The 15,993-nt window shown below is 45.3% G+C and carries 15 protein-coding genes; 4 read left to right on the top strand and 11 right to left on the bottom strand.

Going from position 1 to position 15,993, the window contains the following annotated elements; translation table 11 throughout:
- Positions 1–41 precede the first annotated feature (41 nt).
- Positions 42–914 carry a UV DNA damage repair endonuclease UvsE gene (gene uvsE / locus ACRRQV_RS06560; RefSeq protein WP_432528907.1) on the top strand — a complete coding sequence of 291 codons (873 nt, stop codon included), beginning with the start codon at positions 42–44 and terminating at the stop codon, positions 912–914.
- A gap of 308 nt (positions 915–1,222) precedes the next feature.
- On the opposite strand, the gene ACRRQV_RS06565 is transcribed toward uvsE, so the two are convergent.
- Positions 1,223–2,497 carry an ATP-binding protein gene (locus ACRRQV_RS06565; protein WP_432528909.1) on the bottom strand — a complete coding sequence of 425 codons (1,275 nt, stop codon included), beginning with the start codon at positions 2,495–2,497 and terminating at the stop codon, positions 1,223–1,225.
- A 94-nt stretch (positions 2,498–2,591) separates the two neighbouring features.
- A complete protein-coding gene (locus ACRRQV_RS06570; RefSeq protein WP_432528911.1) occupies positions 2,592–3,068 on the bottom strand; it encodes a sigma-70 family RNA polymerase sigma factor in 477 nt (158 codons plus the stop codon).
- Positions 3,069–3,305: 237 nt separating this feature from the next.
- Between ACRRQV_RS06570 and ACRRQV_RS06575 the strand changes: the two genes are divergently transcribed.
- Positions 3,306–3,776 (top strand): competence protein ComK, encoded by a 471-nt coding sequence (locus ACRRQV_RS06575; protein ID WP_432528913.1) that lies wholly within the window; start codon positions 3,306–3,308, stop codon positions 3,774–3,776.
- 75 nt (positions 3,777–3,851) lie between these two features.
- On the opposite strand, the gene ACRRQV_RS06580 is transcribed toward ACRRQV_RS06575, so the two are convergent.
- Positions 3,852–4,370, bottom strand: a complete 519-nt coding sequence (locus tag ACRRQV_RS06580; protein ID WP_432528915.1) for a GyrI-like domain-containing protein — start codon at positions 4,368–4,370, stop codon at positions 3,852–3,854.
- A 248-nt stretch (positions 4,371–4,618) separates the two neighbouring features.
- On the opposite strand from ACRRQV_RS06580, the gene ACRRQV_RS06585 reads away from it, so the two are divergent.
- Together ACRRQV_RS06585 and ACRRQV_RS06590 are read left to right on the top strand one after the other, a co-directional pair.
- The gene (locus ACRRQV_RS06585; RefSeq protein ID WP_432528917.1) at positions 4,619–5,443 is read left to right on the top strand and encodes a TetR/AcrR family transcriptional regulator; all 825 of its coding nucleotides are present in this window, start codon (positions 4,619–4,621) and stop codon (positions 5,441–5,443) included.
- A 73-nt stretch (positions 5,444–5,516) separates the two neighbouring features.
- Positions 5,517–8,717: an efflux RND transporter permease subunit gene (locus ACRRQV_RS06590; RefSeq protein ID WP_432528919.1), complete on the top strand. Its 3,201-nt coding sequence runs from the start codon at positions 5,517–5,519 to the stop codon at positions 8,715–8,717.
- Between the two features lie 198 nt (positions 8,718–8,915).
- On the opposite strand, the gene ACRRQV_RS06595 is transcribed toward ACRRQV_RS06590, so the two are convergent.
- The 8 genes from ACRRQV_RS06595 to ACRRQV_RS06630 all read right to left on the bottom strand — a co-directional run bounded on the left by ACRRQV_RS06595 (position 8,916) and on the right by ACRRQV_RS06630 (position 15,939).
- The gene (locus ACRRQV_RS06595) at positions 8,916–9,788 is read right to left on the bottom strand and encodes a DUF1028 domain-containing protein (protein ID WP_432528921.1); all 873 of its coding nucleotides are present in this window, start codon (positions 9,786–9,788) and stop codon (positions 8,916–8,918) included.
- 137 nt (positions 9,789–9,925) lie between these two features.
- Positions 9,926–11,200: a TRAP transporter large permease gene (locus ACRRQV_RS06600; protein ID WP_432528923.1), complete on the bottom strand. Its 1,275-nt coding sequence runs from the start codon at positions 11,198–11,200 to the stop codon at positions 9,926–9,928.
- Positions 11,197–11,694, bottom strand: a complete 498-nt coding sequence (locus ACRRQV_RS06605) for a TRAP transporter small permease (RefSeq protein WP_432528925.1) — start codon at positions 11,692–11,694, stop codon at positions 11,197–11,199. Before ACRRQV_RS06605 ends, ACRRQV_RS06600 begins: the two co-directional genes overlap by 4 nt.
- Positions 11,695–11,707: 13 nt before the next feature.
- On the bottom strand, positions 11,708–12,739 hold the full coding sequence (locus tag ACRRQV_RS06610) for a DctP family TRAP transporter solute-binding subunit (protein ID WP_432528927.1): 1,032 nt from the start codon (positions 12,737–12,739) through the stop codon (positions 11,708–11,710).
- Positions 12,736–13,644, bottom strand: a complete 909-nt coding sequence (locus ACRRQV_RS06615) for a hydroxymethylglutaryl-CoA lyase (protein WP_432528929.1) — start codon at positions 13,642–13,644, stop codon at positions 12,736–12,738. Before ACRRQV_RS06615 ends, ACRRQV_RS06610 begins: the two co-directional genes overlap by 4 nt.
- Positions 13,645–14,847: a CaiB/BaiF CoA transferase family protein gene (locus ACRRQV_RS06620; RefSeq protein WP_432528931.1), complete on the bottom strand. Its 1,203-nt coding sequence runs from the start codon at positions 14,845–14,847 to the stop codon at positions 13,645–13,647.
- 11 nt (positions 14,848–14,858) lie between these two features.
- Positions 14,859–15,524 carry a GntR family transcriptional regulator gene (locus ACRRQV_RS06625; protein ID WP_432528933.1) on the bottom strand — a complete coding sequence of 222 codons (666 nt, stop codon included), beginning with the start codon at positions 15,522–15,524 and terminating at the stop codon, positions 14,859–14,861.
- Between the two features lie 172 nt (positions 15,525–15,696).
- On the bottom strand, positions 15,697–15,939 hold the full coding sequence (locus ACRRQV_RS06630) for a DUF2188 domain-containing protein (protein WP_432528935.1): 243 nt from the start codon (positions 15,937–15,939) through the stop codon (positions 15,697–15,699).
- Positions 15,940–15,993: the final 54 nt, after the last annotated feature.

The following is a 15,993-nucleotide window of genomic DNA, read 5'->3' on the forward strand; positions in this document are numbered from 1 at the left end:
TGGAGAAGATGGGGTATAGCAGAATAGAGGAGTTGACTACAATGAGATTAGGCTATGCCTGCATGAACACCGAATTAAAAACCGTCTTTAAAACACTGCGCCTTGCGACAGCTGCTGCTGAAGGCACGGGGAAAATAAAAGAACTGACCTTGAAAAACATGCAGACGACGTTAGAAATCGTTCAGTGGAATATTGAAAACCATATTTTGTTTTACCGGGCATCGAGTTCGATCGTCCCCCTCTCGACGCATCCAGTGAACGATTGGATTTGGTGGGAAGATGCGGATTTCCTAGCGATTGCCGATGAAATCCGCCAGCTGGCATTACAGCACGGCATGAGAGTATCAGTGCATCCCGGGCAGTATACGGTGCTGAATTCGCAAAAACCCGAAGTGGTGGAAAAATCGATTCAAGACTTGGAATACCATGACAAACTGATCGAACTGCTTGGCGGCAACGACATCATTTTGCATACCGGCGGTGCATATGGCGACAAAGAAGCCGCCAAACTGCGGTTTGCTAAAGTGTATGCCACGTTGTCGGACAGCATCAAAAAAAAGCTGCGGCTGGAAAACGATGACAAAACATTCACGGTGCGCGATGTGCTTGACGTCAGTAAAATGTGCGGTGTGCCTGTTTGCTTCGATATCCATCACCATAATGTCAACAACGACGGCGAGCCGGTCGACTTTGCAGAAATTTTGGCAACATGGAACGGCTTTGGGACACCGAAAATCCACATCAGTACCGGCAAAGAAGGATTCACCGACCTTCGGCATCATGATCTCGTGTCCGAAGAGGATTTCAACCAGCTGCTTTATCTATTAAAAGGCACCGATGCCGATATCATGTTCGAAGCGAAATTAAAAGAACAATCAGTGCTGCCGTTTGTCAGGAAGCTGATGAATCCCTAACCTTGCTAGCGGATTAAAGCAAAAGCCCGTTCGCCAGTGGACTGCTGGTGAACGGGCTTTTGTCGTTTTGGAAATTAAGCGTGCACATTTTTCGCTGAACGTGCGTATTTTCTCGTGAACGTGCGTATTTTTCGCTGAACGTGCGTATTTCCCTCCTGAGCATCTATATTTACCAAAAAAGTCATCTGCAACAGCGGATGGCTTTAAATCATAACAGTGAACAGCAAAAATTCCGACGCCGAACGGCCTATCTTCATTTCATTTCTCACATACACGGGCTGCAGAGAAAATCTTGGCAGCCCGTGTATTCACTCTTCAAGTTTTAGTTCACACACCGGAAAAACAAGGGTAAAAGTTGTTCCTTTTTCTTTTTCGGATTCCACCAGAATGTCTCCATTCATTTGGTGAATGACGCTGTAGGTGACCATCATACCTAAGCCGGTTCCTTTGATCTTCGTTGAAAAATAAGGTTCGCCCAGGCGCTGCACTTCTTCTTTTGTCATGCCGATTCCTTCGTCTTCCAACTCGATAAATGCTTTCGTGTTATTGGAAGTGACACGGATGGAAAAAGTTCCGCCAGTCGGCATCGCTTCAATGCCGTTGCGCAAAATATTGATGAGTGCTTGATGGAATTTTTGGCGATCCGCTTTGATGCAGGCATCTGTTTCGGAATCTTCAAGGCGAATTTCAATTTGCCGACTTGCCGCATACGGTCCGGTCACTTTCAAAATGTGGCGGACTTCATCGAAAACAGAAACTGTTTCCAGCTGCCCATATGTCGGTTTGGCGTAAATCAAATAATCGTCAATCAGACTTTCGGCCGCATTGATTTCTTTTAAAATCGTATCGTGGAATTCCAGCTGTTTGTCCCGATTGTAGTCATAAGACTGCAGCAGCTGGACAAAGCCTTTTATGCTTTGGATCGGATTTCGCAATTCGTGCGAAACGGCTGCTGCGAAATGGCTCACCGTCTCCAGTTTTTCATGCTTCAACAACGAATTTAGCATGTATTCTTGCCGCTGGATGTGTTCGATCAGCAAAGCCGCCAAAGCGCTGACGACGCCTTGGTTGACCATTAACAAAAGCCAAATATCAAATAAGTTGGTGATGGGATGGCCGAAAAGCAAAGCGCCACCGGTAATGTTGAACACCAGCGACAGGAAAGAAATAACAAAAACAGTTGAAATTTTAGATAGCCAACTCATCCGCATAAAGGCAGGCCGCAAAAATGGGACCGTTGCGGCTAAGACGAATTGATTCAAAATGGCAATATCAGTTCCGTCGCCGCCGACAATCAACCGGCAAATCGCCATGACCACAAACAGAACAGCACTCACATATGGCCCTCCATATAATGCGCCGACAATATTCGGAACTTGCCGCAAGTCAAAGATAAAATCATCATTTATAAATTGATAAGGAAAGCTCATGCACAAAATGATGGAAATCGAAAATAATACAGTCAAAGAAATCCGATGGCTGACAAAAAAGTTGCGCTTTCCGGCAGTCACGAACATTTGGTATAAAATGATCGGAAAAATGATGAAAAAGATATTGTTAATCATGCCGGGAAGCATCCCCATTTTATTAGCCCTCCTTTTCTCGATGTGCCATTATTATACAATTCATAAGTGCTCTGCACCATAAAAAACTTGATTGCTCGCTCGTTTATTTTATTCAGAGCGTTTCAAGCTGCTCTTTCACTTTTTTCAATAGGCGCTCTCTCCTCTTCTTCATTCCTGCCAACGACAAAGCATGGGCAACTGCAAGTTCCGAGACGCTTTTTCCTTGGACAAACAATTGCTCCAACAGCTCGCGTTCTGCTTGGGACAAGACCACTTCATCGAGCCATTCAGGCAAGGTGTCTTCTGTTCGGTTGTCTTCAATCCACTCAAAGCTGTTATTTTCCATTATGACGCTAGTTGCCGAAATCCGCGATTGGCGTTTTAATTCGTCTAGCATAGCTCCATGGATGCTGCGGTAAGCGAACGGCGTAAAGTTGCCTTTCTCTTCATCAAAGCGGTCGTACGCTTGCCATAAAGCCACATAGCCGACTTGCCGGAATGCGTCATGATCCCGGTAAATATGCAGTTTCCGAATAATCGCCGAAACCATCGGCGTATATTGCGCCATTACTAATTCAAAATGCTCCACTTGTTTTCCTTCTGAACGTTCGGTTGATTCCCGGGTGAGTCCACTATAAAAGAAAAACCGTAATGCGGCTAACTATCGACCATGCTTTATGCATCACCTAATTCCATTTTTAAGGAATTAAAACAATACGTATCGACTATTTATTTTACAAAAAACATCCTTTTTTCAGAAAAATCGATTGCCTCTGTATAAGCTAAATGGTAAAATTTACACAGAACAAGAAAGGGGAATCAGTTGTTGAAAGCTTATGACGAAAACTTAATAGATCGTTCTGTTTTATTTGTAGTATCTTCTTTTGAAAAAGGCAGCAAATCGAAAATTGTGACGAAACATGGAGTTCTTTATTCTCCTTACTCAGCACTTTCACTTATTAACAAAGCCTGCATGCTGTATGCATCTACGTATGACGGCCGGGTGAAAGCGACACGGCATAATTTGCAGCAGCATAAAAAGACGACGATCCTCATCTCAGAAGACGGAGTAGCGGCTTACCCCACGAAATCTCCAACTCACCCGGAATGCGTCTGGATCTTCAACCAAGAATACCGCATTGAATTTATTTCACCTACCAAGACCCGTCTCATCTATGACCAATACCAGGTTTCAGCCGAAGTCAACGTCTCTATCCACACCCTGCAAAAACAGCGGACGCGCATGCACGAAATGCTTTACTACTACATGAGAGTCAGAGGCAGACATAATACATAAATTGTTTACCCCTTGTAAAAGACACCTCTTTGCATGTTGGACAAATCCAGCGTGCAAAGAGGTGTCTTTTCTCTATCAGGCGGCATCGTCAGGCATCAGCAAAAACGAAAGCTGGATTTCCCACCGATTGAGATCCGGTTCAATTGACGGGTCCGACAAATAGCATTCAAACCGGCCGTTCCAGATTTCGGTTTCGCCTTCATACCGTTTATCCAACTCGAGCCCTTCTTTTTGCGCCCACTTTTCCAATTCCGCAAATGACTGATCAAGACCATCTGGATGCCCGTGGTGCAATGCGGTGACATACGCGCCTCCCGGCAAGGAACTGGCAATTACCCGTTCATCCCCAACTATCATTCGTTCAATTGGCACGCCCACCTCAACATGAAACTGTTCTTCTTCATTTCCGATAATCCAGTAACGGTAAAACAAAGCCCCCGCAGGTTCCAGCTCCTTGGCGACAAGCCATTTAAAGATTTCTTCTATGAGTTCATTGACTTTTCCCCATTCCGCTAGCGTCGCTTGTATGGCAATTCCTGCATATGGCTGTTCTGGCCGCATTTCTACTACCGGTTCTGTAATGTGCCTTTTCACAGATTCCCTTCCTCCTCCCAACTTAAAATATAAAACCGTCTTATTTAATGAAATACCCCCTACTCGGAAACGTATGCCTTCCTTCATAAACGCGGTTTTCTTTGCATCTTTTCCAATGTTTTAACAGCCACAAAATCGACATAGAATTTAAGGTAAAACAAATTGACAGCACCCCTTGAAAACCTTTACTCTAAGGCAGTGACCAAATGGTTACTTTTTTTGACCGATTGGTTCCAAGGAGGAGTAGCATGAGCAAAAAAAGAGAATTAATGAACCAGGCCGTTCATTTTTTTTCCTTAAAAGGGTTTCATCAGACATCTGTTAACGAGATTGCACAGGCTTCTGGCATTTCGAAAGGAGCTTTCTATAAACACTTCGATTCAAAAGAAAGTTTGTTTATCGAAATTTTAAAACAGTACCAAAAAGAAATTATTGCGGAAACGTCTGCATTGCGTTTTCCAGAAGCGATGAGCCGTTCAGAAGTGTTCAGCCGGAAACTGACGTTTGAAATCGAGCGTACGCTTGCGGACCGAGAATTTTTCGTAATGGTTTTCAAAGACTTCCCTCCCGGTGAAAACGATCAAATTGCCTGCCTTTTCCAAGAACTGCGCTACTCCACAATGGCTTTCCATAAAAAAAGTTTGCTGGAAGCCTACGGAGCTCAAATTGAACCTTTCCTCCCCGATTTGATCACGGTCTTAGAAGGGATGCTGCGGGAATATTTCATCACGCTAATCTTTGAAAATAAGCACGTTTCCGCAAGCAAAATAGGCGACTTTGTTGCAGCCAGCATGGATGCCATTATTAGCCAACTCGGCAACATGACACCCGTTTTAACCGGCGAGTCCTCTGTGTTCGATGAACAGGAAGAACTATTGCACACTCTGGAAGCGAAAATCCAAAAGGCCGTTTTGGATAAAGAAAGGCTCCTGCCCTCTCTTCATTTATTAAAAGAAGAACTCAACAAAAAAGAACCGCAACGCTTCCTAATTGAAGCGCTGCTCGTTTACTTGAAACAAGAAAAGCAATTGGAACAAGAAATTAACCGGTTGGAAACGTTTATCACGCTTTAACGGTTCACACGATTTTGCGGGAGCGGCATCCAACTGATTACAGTTTCATTTTATTTGAAGGAGAGTGTACCAGTTGAAGAAAATTATTGATTTTTCATTACGAAACAAGTTCGCCATTTGGATTTTGACGATTATGGTTGTCGTGGCGGGCCTGTACGCAGGATTGACGATGAAACAAGAGTCCATTCCTAACATCACCATTCCTGCTATAACGGTTGTTACTACATATCCCGGAGCAGCACCCGATGAAATTGCTGAAGAACTGACTGTTCCACTTGAGCAGCGCATCCAAAATTTGAACGGTGTGGAATTGGTGACGTCTTCTTCGATGGCTAATGCCTCGACTTTGCAAATCCAATTTACATTTGAAACCGATATGGATGAAGCTACCCGCCAAGTTGAATCGGCACTTGCTGAAGTCTCATTGCCTGAAGCGGCAAACGAACCGCAAGTTTCCCGCATCAGCTTAGATGCCTTCCCGGTATTGGCGCTGAGCATCAGCGATCCGGAACATTCATCAGAAGAATTGACGACGATGGTTGAAGAAAACATTCTTCCAGAATTAGAAGGCGTCGAAGGATTGTCCGATGCGCAAGTTTCTGGACAGCGCCAACAAAAAGCCACCATGGCTTTTGATGAGGAAAAGCTTGCACAATATGGATTAACTGAAGAAACGATCCAACAATTGATCCAAGGGTCTAACATTTCATTCCCGCTTGGGTTGACAAATTTCGACGGTGAAATGAAAAACTTGGTTATTGACGGCAACGTTGCAACCGTCGATGATTTGAAAAACCTTCAAATCCCAGCGGTTCCACAAGCTGCTGCACCAGCTGGAGCTTCTCCAGGTGCTGGCGCTGGGCAAGTTGCCGGTGCTCCATCAGATCCAACTGCCGCAGCCGGGACAACGCCTCCTGAGGCTGGAGTTGCAGCCGCTGCACCCGGAGCCACGCTTCCTGTTCCTACAGAAATTCCGACTGTCGCGTTAAGCGAATTGGCGGATATTGAAGTGGTCAGCGAAGTGGAATCGATTTCCCGCACTAACGGCGAAGAATCGATCGGCATTCAAGTAGTAAAAGCGCCTGAAGCCAATACGGTCGAAGTCGTGAACGCTGTGAAAGACCTGACTGCAGATCTTGCAAAAGAATACGATTTGACGATCACGTCAACGTTTGACCAAGCTGAACCGATCGAACAATCGGTAGAAACGATGCTCAGCAAAGCGTTATTCGGTATTTTATTCGCTGTGGTCATCATTTTGGTGTTCTTGCGCAGCTTTAAAACCACCATCATTTCGATCATTTCGATTCCATTGTCGTTATTGATGGCAATTTTCTTATTGAACCAAATGGACATCACGTTAAACATCATGACGCTCGGCGCCTTAACTGTGGCGATTGGCCGCGTTATCGATGACTCGATTGTTGTTATTGAAAACATTTACCGCCGCATGTCTCTTCCTGGCGAAAAATTACGCGGCAAAGAATTGATCCGGGAAGCAACACGCGAAATGTTCATCCCGATTTTCTCTTCAACAGTCGTAACGATTGCGGTATTCCTGCCGCTTGCACTTGTCAGCGGACAAATTGGCGAATTGTTCTTGCCATTTGCCTTGGCAGTGGTGTTTGCCTTATCGGCTTCATTGCTGGTAGCGGTAACCATCGTACCGATGCTTGCCCACTCAATGTACGGCAAGCAATTGCAAAATTTAGCAACGAATAAAACAAACAAACATGAAGAAAAACCAAGCAAAATGGCCAATGGCTATAAAGGCATTCTGCAATGGACATTAAACCATAAAATCATTACGTTTGGCGGCGCAGTTGTTTTGTTGGCAGCTAGTTTCTTCTTAGTTCCGATTATCGGCGTCAGCTTTTTGCCGGAAGAAGAACAGAAAATGGTCATGGCCACATACAGCCCGGAACCTGGCCAAACGCGCGACGATGTCGAACAAATTGCGCTTGATGCAGAAAAAATGGTGGACGCACGCGAAGGCGTCACTTCTTACCAGTATTCACTTGGCGGAGGAAATCCGATGGGTGCAATGGGTGGAGGCGGCGACAACTCGGCACTCTTCTTTATTGAATACGACAGCGAGTTTGAAGACTTTGCAGATGAAGGCGACAAGCTTGTCGAAGAATTAAACAGCAACACGGATTCAGGCGAATGGGGAACAATGAATTTTGCAGCCACAGGCTCTTCAGGATTTGAATTGTTTGTCTACGGCGACAATATTGAAGATATCCAATCAGCCATTGATGATATCCAGCCGATTATGGAAGACAATAAAGGCTTGGAAAAAGTTGAGTCAAGCCTTTCAGAAGCTTATGATCAATACACCTTGGTTGCGGATCAAGAAACATTGGGCCACGCCGGCTTAACATCCGCACAAATCGGCATGGCGCTGAGCAGTGCTGGCGACCCCCCTGTCTTGACGACCGTGGCGCACGAAGGCGAAGAAATTAATGTTTATATTGAAGTCGAGAAAGCCGAATATGGATCGATTGATGATATAACAGACGTTGAACTTCCAACGGCGCTTGGATCCACTGTTTCAATTGGTGATGTGGTAACCGTCGAAGAAGGCAAATCGCCGGATACCATCAATCGCAGAGACGGCCAAATGTACGCTTCTCTATCCGCAGAAGTGCTTGGCAACAACGCGGCAGAAATTACAACTGAAATTGATGGCCAAGTGGACGACCTTGATTTGGCAAGCGGCGTCACAATTGACCATGGCGGCGTAACTGAGCAAATCAATGAATCGTTCACACAGCTCGGCCTTGCAATGCTGGCAGCCATTGCCATCGTTTACTTCGTCCTTGTTGTAACGTTCGGTGGTGCACTTGCACCACTTGCCATTTTGTTCTCGTTGCCGTTCACCGTTATCGGTGTATTGGTAGCCCTTTGGATTTCAGATGAGCCGTTAAGCGTCAACGCCTTGATCGGTGTCTTGATGTTGATCGGGATTGTTGTAACAAACGCCATCGTTCTGGTGGACCGTGTCATCCATAAAGAAAAAGAAGGCTTCACTACCCGTGAAGCACTTCTTGAAGCAGGATCTACACGCCTTCGTCCAATCTTAATGACCGCTCTGGCAACAGTTGGCGCGTTGATCCCTCTCGCTATTGGCGCAGAAGGCGGCGGATTGATCTCCAAAGGCCTCGGCATTACAGTAATCGGCGGCCTGATCAGCTCAACCTTGTTGACGCTAGTCATCGTGCCGATCGTTTACGAAGTATTTGCGAAGTTCCGGAAAAAACAAGTCAATTAAGAAATGCCTGAACCGGCAGTTCCCAAGGGGAGCTGCCGGTTTTTTTGTTTTAACCAGTTTTTGCTGAACGCACCTCGCAGCAGAAGCTCCACACCTCACGCCTAAGCATTCGCACCTCAAACCATTTTTTCCGCACTTCATAAGAGAGTTTTCACAGTTCGCCAACAAAAAAACCGCTCACAAGGAGCGGCTTTCGTTTTATTTATTCCTCAAAAACTCCAATACTTTCACATCAATCTCAGCTTCTTCACTCCAGCGGTCGTCGAAGTTTTCGCCTAGTGTGAATGCTTTCAACGCTTCCTTCACTTCGCCCTCATAGCTTTCTTGGTGCGGTGAATTCAAGAAGCCGTGTTTAACCAATTGCTGTTTGATTTCTTCAAATACGTCGCCTTCAATTGGTGCGGTTTCTTCTGTTGGTGTGTTGAACAGTTTGTGCAGCTCATACAAGCGCTGCAATTCTTCGATCGGCTCCGGATGGTCGTCTACCCGTAAATCAACTTTCACGTCATTATAACCGCCATACCCTGCACCTTCCTGCAATACGTAGATGGCAGCAGACTGCTTGCCGCGGCTGTCGCCTCCGGCGCGCTGCGCAGAAGCCAGCGCTGCCAGCAAACGTTCGGCTAAGGAGCCTTCTGCCGCTTCAAACGTCTCGCTCATCGCCGTGACCGTTTCTTCGCTGACTAAAATATTGCCTTGTGCCGAGTGATGTTTCCCAACTTTATGCCCCGCCCAATCAAAACATTCTTCTCCGGTAAAAGCGCTCGCCACACCCTTGTGGTTGATGACTGCCACTTGGCGCAAGTTCTTGCCGGGATCGTCAGCAGTCAATTTCTCAATAACTTCTTCCGGCGATAATCCCGATTCCAAAAGCGCCAAACCTTTTGGCCCAAAAGACGTATTCGCCCAGGACTGCGTAGCAACAGCACCGACATTCGCTTTGGCCCATGGCACAACCGCTCCCACTGCCAAAAATTTTGATTGCACCGCAACGCCGACTTCTCCTGTTTCTGGATCCGCCCCGACTATTGAAAACGTTGCCACTAATTTTTCTTTATCGATATGTATCATGCAGATTTCCTCCTTTAAAAGTTCTAATTAAAATTATAAACTAAGCTGTTTTATTTTTTAAACTTTTCTGACGACAAATTCAATTATTTTATTCAAAGAAAAAAACCGCTCATAGCGAGCGGTTTTCTGTATGCCAGTTATTCTACGTTGTCGCCAAGGAATGTAGCAATTTCAGGGAAAAACGATAAGACAACCATAAACGCTAACATGATAAGAGCATAAGGAATGACGCCTTTAACAATTTCATCAATCGTATTCGATCGATCTAACCCTTTTAATACGAAAAGGTTGAGCCCGACTGGAGGCGAAATCAGCGCCAACTCCATATTGATAACCATAATAACCGCAAACCAAATCGGATCGAATCCCAACGCCGTAATGATTGGGAATAGAATCGGCAGTGTAATAACCAAAATTGAAATGGTTTCCAGAAACATCCCAAGAATCAATAACGCGACATTGATAAAGATGAAAATGACCCAAGGAGAGATATCTTGTGACGTTGCATACGTCGTGATGGCTTGTGGAATCTGCAAAATCGTCATGATATAGCCAAGCAACATAGCGCCGATGATGATGAATAAAATCATCGCATTTGTTTTTACAGTGGAAATCACAATTTGTTCAAAGTTTTCTTTGGTCAAGTTTCGGTAAACAAATGCCGCAATCGCAAAACTGGCGACTACACCGACTGCCGCAGCTTCTGTCGGCGTAAACAACCCGGTATAAATCCCTCCAATAACGATCAGTGGCAGCAGCAAGCCCCAGATAGACTTTTTCAGTGATTCCATTCGTTCCGGCCACGAAGCCGGCGTTTCTTTAAGATGGCGTCCTTGGAAAGCGGCGAAAGCCATAAAAGCTACAGTTAAAATCAGCCCTGGAACAATCCCTGCCATAAACAATTTCCCGATCGATTCACCTGTTACCGAACCGTAAATGATCATGGGAACGCTTGGTGGGATCATAATGCCCAGCGTACCGCCAGCTGCCAGCAATCCGAGCACATGGCGTTTGCGGTATCCTCGTTTTACCATTTCCGGCAGCGCTACTGCACCAACTGTCAACGCAGTCGCTACACTAGAACCCGAAATGGCCGAGAAAATCGTACAGCAGAAAATGGTCGCAATAGCCAGCCCGCCTGGAAAATGGCGGAACCAGCGGCTTGCCATTTCAAACAAATCTCGTCCTACGCCGCTTACTACCAACACTTGGCTCATCAACACGTACATCGGCAGCGCCGTTAACGAAAAATCATCCAACGATTTATACGAAATAATCGGTATTTGCATAAACGCGAACGTTCCGCCGTTGAAGAAGTACATTCCCAGAACCGCTAAAAGCGCAAGGGCAAATGCGACAGGCAAACCGAGCAGCAAGAGCGTACCCAGCCCGCCGACAAAAAAAGCATTCATATATGTTCTCCTCCTTTATGTATGCCGCCGTCGATGATTTGCATAACAAATGCCAAGCACAGCAGCACTCCGCCTAGCGGAAGAAACAGCTCCGGCAAATACATTGGAATGCGCAATAACGAAGACGAAGTAACCCCTAATTCAAATGTATTCATCGAATGGTGGAAGCCTGAATAAGTGAAAATGAGGCTGAATACCAATCCTAACGCATTTGAAGCATACGCTAAAAGAGTTTTAAAACGGTCGTTGACGTTATTGATTAATAAGTCGACTGTGATGTGTGAATACGTTCGAACGGCATAAGCACTGCCAAAAAAACAGCTGCCGATAATGGCGTAAATGGATAACTCGGTTGCCCAAATCGTCGGGCTGTTAAAAAAGGTTCTTGAAAGGATTTCATAAAAAATCATGCCAGTCGTCAATATGATGAGGAAGCCTGAAATATAGGCTCCCAATTTAATTAGCGTGTCGACTCCTTTGTAAACGGTCTTCATACATAATTCCCCCTCACTGTTCTTCCGCTAATTCAAGCAATTCTTTTCCTAAATCTCCCGCATTTTTCGTAAATGCATCCATTGCCGGTTTTGCCGCTTCTTTCCATTCTGGCAAATCTTCTTCAGGAACTACATATACTTCCATTCCTTTTTCTTCCAATTGTTTTGCGGTTGTTGCATCTTCTTTTTTCGCTTGTTCACGGATCCACGTTTCCGTTTCCTGTGCGGTTTCCATCAACAAGGTTTGTGTTTTTTCAGGAAGCTTGTCCCAGTACGCTTGGTTGATGGCCAAAATAAATTCCAAATACGCGTAGTTGTTGATCGTTAAATATTTTGTCACTTCGTCGTATTTTCGCTGCACCATGGCAGTTGTACCAGATGTGGCTCCATCGACTGTGTCGCGCTGAAGCGCCATGTAAACTTCTCCGCCGCCCATGAATACCGGCGAAGCGCCGTAAGCTTTGATCATTTCAGAAGGAATATCGCCGATGCTGCGGATTTTCAACCCTTTAAAATCTGCTGGCGATTCCAGCGGGCGTTTGTTGTTAGCGAATTGCGCGTAACCGTAATCGGCAAACATCAACACTTTCGCGCCTTTTTCTTCCATTGCTGAACGAAGTTTATCCCCGAACTCACCATTTAGCGATTCTCCAGCTTCTTCGTAATTGTTGAAGACATAAGGAACATCGAAGATGCCCATTGCCGGAACGGTGCTTGCCCAAAGAGTCGACGAGTTGACGCCCATTTCGACGCCGCCCGTTAAGATCGATTGGTTCATGTCTTTGTCACTTAACAATTGGCCTGCAGGATACACTTGCACATTCACTGCACCGCCTGATTTTTCTGTGACGTCTTTTGCAAATTGTTCAATTCCTTTTGCAATATGGTGATCTTGCGGCAAGTTATAAGCTAAACGGATTGTTGCTTTTTCATAGCCGTCGCCAGTTGCTGCTGCTCCATCTGATGACGGCGTTGATGTATTGCAACCAGACAGTAAAAGTACCGAAATAAATAAGAACGTCAATGTTTTCATCCAATTTTTCATGCTAATCTCCCCTTTGTTTGTTGTTTTTCAACGTGGCGGATGCGGCCTAACGGATTTTTTGAAGAAAGGCTTGCAGCGTAGTCAGCGGCCGCTAATAATTTATCAAAATCGATTCCAGTGCTGATGTTCATCCGGTGAAACAAATAAACCAAATCCTCTGTTGCTAAATTTCCAGCAGCCCCAGGTGCAAATGGGCAGCCTCCGATGCCGGATGCGGAACTTTCAAAAATGCGTACGCCCGCTTGATAGGCAGCATAGGCATTGGCAGAACCAAGCCCCCGTGTATCGTGCAAGTGAATCGTTACTGGTGTATCCCCAGCGATATCCATAACTTTTTCCATCAAGCGCGTTACTTGATCTGGAACAGCAATGCCGATCGTATCGGCTATGCCGATTCGGTCAGCCCCAGCTGCGATGGCCCGTTGTGCAAGGCGCAAGACTTGTTCTTCCGGCACATCCCCTTCATAAGGGCAGCCGAAGCTCACAGCAATTGAAAAACATGTTTTGATGCCGTCTTTTTTTGCTTGCGCAACGAGCTGCTCAAATTGTTTAAAGTTCTCATCCACTGATTGCCCAATATTTTTCTGATTGAATGTTTCAGTAGCAGAACTCACCCAGTTGACCTCTGTTAATTTTTGCTGTCTTGCCCGCTCATAACCTTTCATATTCGGGATTAACGCAATGGCGTTTAGCTGCTCATCGATTGTAACCGCTTGCAAAACTTCTGCTGCATCAGCCATTTGCGGCACTTTTCCTGGATGGACGAACGAAGTGACTTCAATCGCATCGATGCCGGCATTCAGCAATAAACGGACGAGCTGGCTTTTTTCACTTGCAGATATGAGTTTCGGATCGTTTTGTAGTCCATCTCGGGGGCTGACATCGATAATTTTCACTTCCGGCATTTAAATGACCCCCTTGTCTTTCAGCTCTTTAAATTCTTCAAAACTAAAGTTCATAAATTCCGTGTAAATTTCTTGATTGTGTTCACCTAAGCTCGGGCCGCTCCACTTGATTTCTCCCGGAGTTTCCGACAACTTAGGCACGATGCCCGGCACTAAGGTTTTTGTGCCATCCGGCAATGTGATTTCTTGGAGCATGCCCCTTGCCTTGTAATGTTCATCTTCCACAATTTCTTTGATTCCGTAGATTGGCCCGACTGGAACAGACGCATCGTCCAGCATACGCTGCACGTCTTTAAGTGTGTGCTGTTTAGTCCAAGACTCGATCGTGCCATCGATAAACTCCGCGTTATCTGCTCTGCCTTGATTCGTCGAATATAGCGGATCGTGTGCGATATCTTTATGTCCTGCAGCTGTCATTAACCGTTGGAAAATTTTATCCCCATTTCCCCCGATGACGACGTGTTTTTCATCTGCACATTCGTATGTATTCGAAGGCGCTATTCCGGGAAGGGTGCTGCCTGTCCGTTCTCTCACGACCCCTGTTAAATCATATTCAGGCAGTATGCCTTCCAATAAGCTAAACACCGATTCGTACAATGCCACATCCACCAATTGCCCTTCTTTTTCCGGGTCTTGTTCTCGTGCGCGAAGCGCTAACAGCGTACCGATGACGGCATACAAGCCGGCCACCAAATCGCCAATCGCAATACCGACTCGCACCGGAGGCAATTCCGGATAGCCCGTCAAATAGCGGAGGCCTCCAATGGCTTCAGCGACGCTTCCAAAACCCGGTTTTTCTTTATAAGGGCCGGTTTGGCCATAACCGGAAACGCGCGTCATGATAATCGATGGATTAACTTTTTTCAAATCCTCTAGTCCTAGCCCCCACCGTTCTAATGTACCGGGTTTAAAGTTTTCTAAGACAACGTCCACTTTTTCTGCAAGCTGTTTGATGATGGCTTGTCCTTCCGGTTCTCTCATATTGACCGTAATCGATTTTTTATTGCGCGACTGGACATACCACCAAACCGACATGTCGTTGTGCATGACACGCCAATTTCGCAGCGGATCTCCTTTAGCCGGCTCTTCGACTTTGATTACTTCCGCACCAAACTCTGATAAGATTTTCCCGGCAAACGGAGCGGCTACAAGATTTCCTAACTCCAAGATAGTAATGCCTTCTAATGGTTTTTTCTTCGTCATCCGTGTACCCCCTAAACGTTCAAACTTAATTTAATAAATAATTTGTAATCGTTTTCAATATGTTGTTGCATCAAAGTTTTCGCGAGTTCCGGCTGTTGGTCGGCAATGGCTTGGAAAATTTTCTGATGTTCTAGCATTGCCTCTTTTAAATGCTGTGGATCTTCTTTTAAAATGGCTCTTCTGTAAAAACTATTAACTCCTCGTATTTGAGAAAGCATAGAAACCAAAAATGGATTGCCGCTTGCTTCGACAATGGCTTCGTGAAAGTTGACGTTGGTTTCGTTCGCTTCTGCTTGGTCTATTTTTAGATCTGCTTTCAACAAAGAATGGCGGATAACTTCAAGCTGCTCATTGGTGCGGCGTTCCGCAGCGTAAAAAGCGGCCAACGGCTCTATTTCGATACGGCATTCGTATAAATGCTGATAATCCACAATCGTCGGCTCGACGACTGTAACGCCGCCTGAACGGTTCACGTATAACAAGCCATCTTTTTCAAGCATCCGAATGGCTTCACGAATCGGGCTGCGGCTCACTTCAAGCTCTTCTGCTATTTTTTCTTCTATCAACCTTTCGCCCGGCTTTAACTGACCTGCAATAATTTGTTCTTTTAAAAAGTCATAAACCTGAGTCTTTAACGTCGCTCGCTTTTTCACTTGAACAACCATTTTTAATGCCACCTCCTATTTCGTCGACTGTATACAATTTTACTCTCTGTTAGAATAATCAAAATGTTTTTTAAAGTCAATAAGTTTTTAGTGTTTATTTTTAGTTTTAAAATAAATAACTTTGTGAAATGGATTTTCAACATGAAAAAGCCATGAAGGTGAGTTCTTCATGGCTAAGCTTGAGTTATTCTCGCTTATTTTCCAACTTGCCTTCATAGTGTAGAAAAGCTACAGTGCTGGCTTCTTTAGCTAATCGTTTCGCTTCCTCTGCCGCTTCCAATTTCGAAGCATGAATAGACAGAATTTCCTCCTCACCTTCTTTTCTCACGGCCCAGCCGTCATCATCAGGCATCACATGAAATCTCGCCTTTCCTGTCCTTGGCCGGCCTTTTAAATACTCGTCGCGCTGTTCAGTGCTGTCTGCCATTTGAAAGCCTCCTGTTAAGTAGATTCGGACATCTCAGAAATATCTTCTCTTCTT

It is taken from the genome of Planococcus sp. YIM B11945, from assembly GCF_050864155.1.
GTDB lineage: Bacteria > Bacillota > Bacilli > Bacillales_A > Planococcaceae > Planococcus.

Excerpts from the sequence above, each read along its gene's own strand:
- uvsE (WP_432528907.1), top strand. The coding sequence starts at position 42 with ATGAGATTAGGCTATGCCTGCATGAACACCGAATTAAAAACCGTCTTT.
- ACRRQV_RS06605 (WP_432528925.1), bottom strand. The coding sequence starts at position 11,694 with ATGAAGACCGTTTACAAAGGAGTCGACACGCTAATTAAATTGGGAGCC.
- ACRRQV_RS06630 (WP_432528935.1), bottom strand. The coding sequence starts at position 15,939 with ATGGCAGACAGCACTGAACAGCGCGACGAGTATTTAAAAGGCCGGCCA.
- ACRRQV_RS06595 (WP_432528921.1), bottom strand. The coding sequence starts at position 9,788 with ATGATACATATCGATAAAGAAAAATTAGTGGCAACGTTTTCAATAGTC.
- ACRRQV_RS06615 (WP_432528929.1), bottom strand. The coding sequence starts at position 13,644 with ATGCCGGAAGTGAAAATTATCGATGTCAGCCCCCGAGATGGACTACAA.
- ACRRQV_RS06585 (WP_432528917.1), top strand. The coding sequence starts at position 4,619 with ATGAGCAAAAAAAGAGAATTAATGAACCAGGCCGTTCATTTTTTTTCC.
- ACRRQV_RS06565 (WP_432528909.1), bottom strand. The coding sequence starts at position 2,497 with ATGGGGATGCTTCCCGGCATGATTAACAATATCTTTTTCATCATTTTT.
- ACRRQV_RS06620 (WP_432528931.1), bottom strand. The coding sequence starts at position 14,847 with ATGACGAAGAAAAAACCATTAGAAGGCATTACTATCTTGGAGTTAGGA.
- ACRRQV_RS06600 (WP_432528923.1), bottom strand. The coding sequence starts at position 11,200 with ATGAATGCTTTTTTTGTCGGCGGGCTGGGTACGCTCTTGCTGCTCGGT.
- ACRRQV_RS06610 (WP_432528927.1), bottom strand. The coding sequence starts at position 12,739 with ATGAAAAATTGGATGAAAACATTGACGTTCTTATTTATTTCGGTACTT.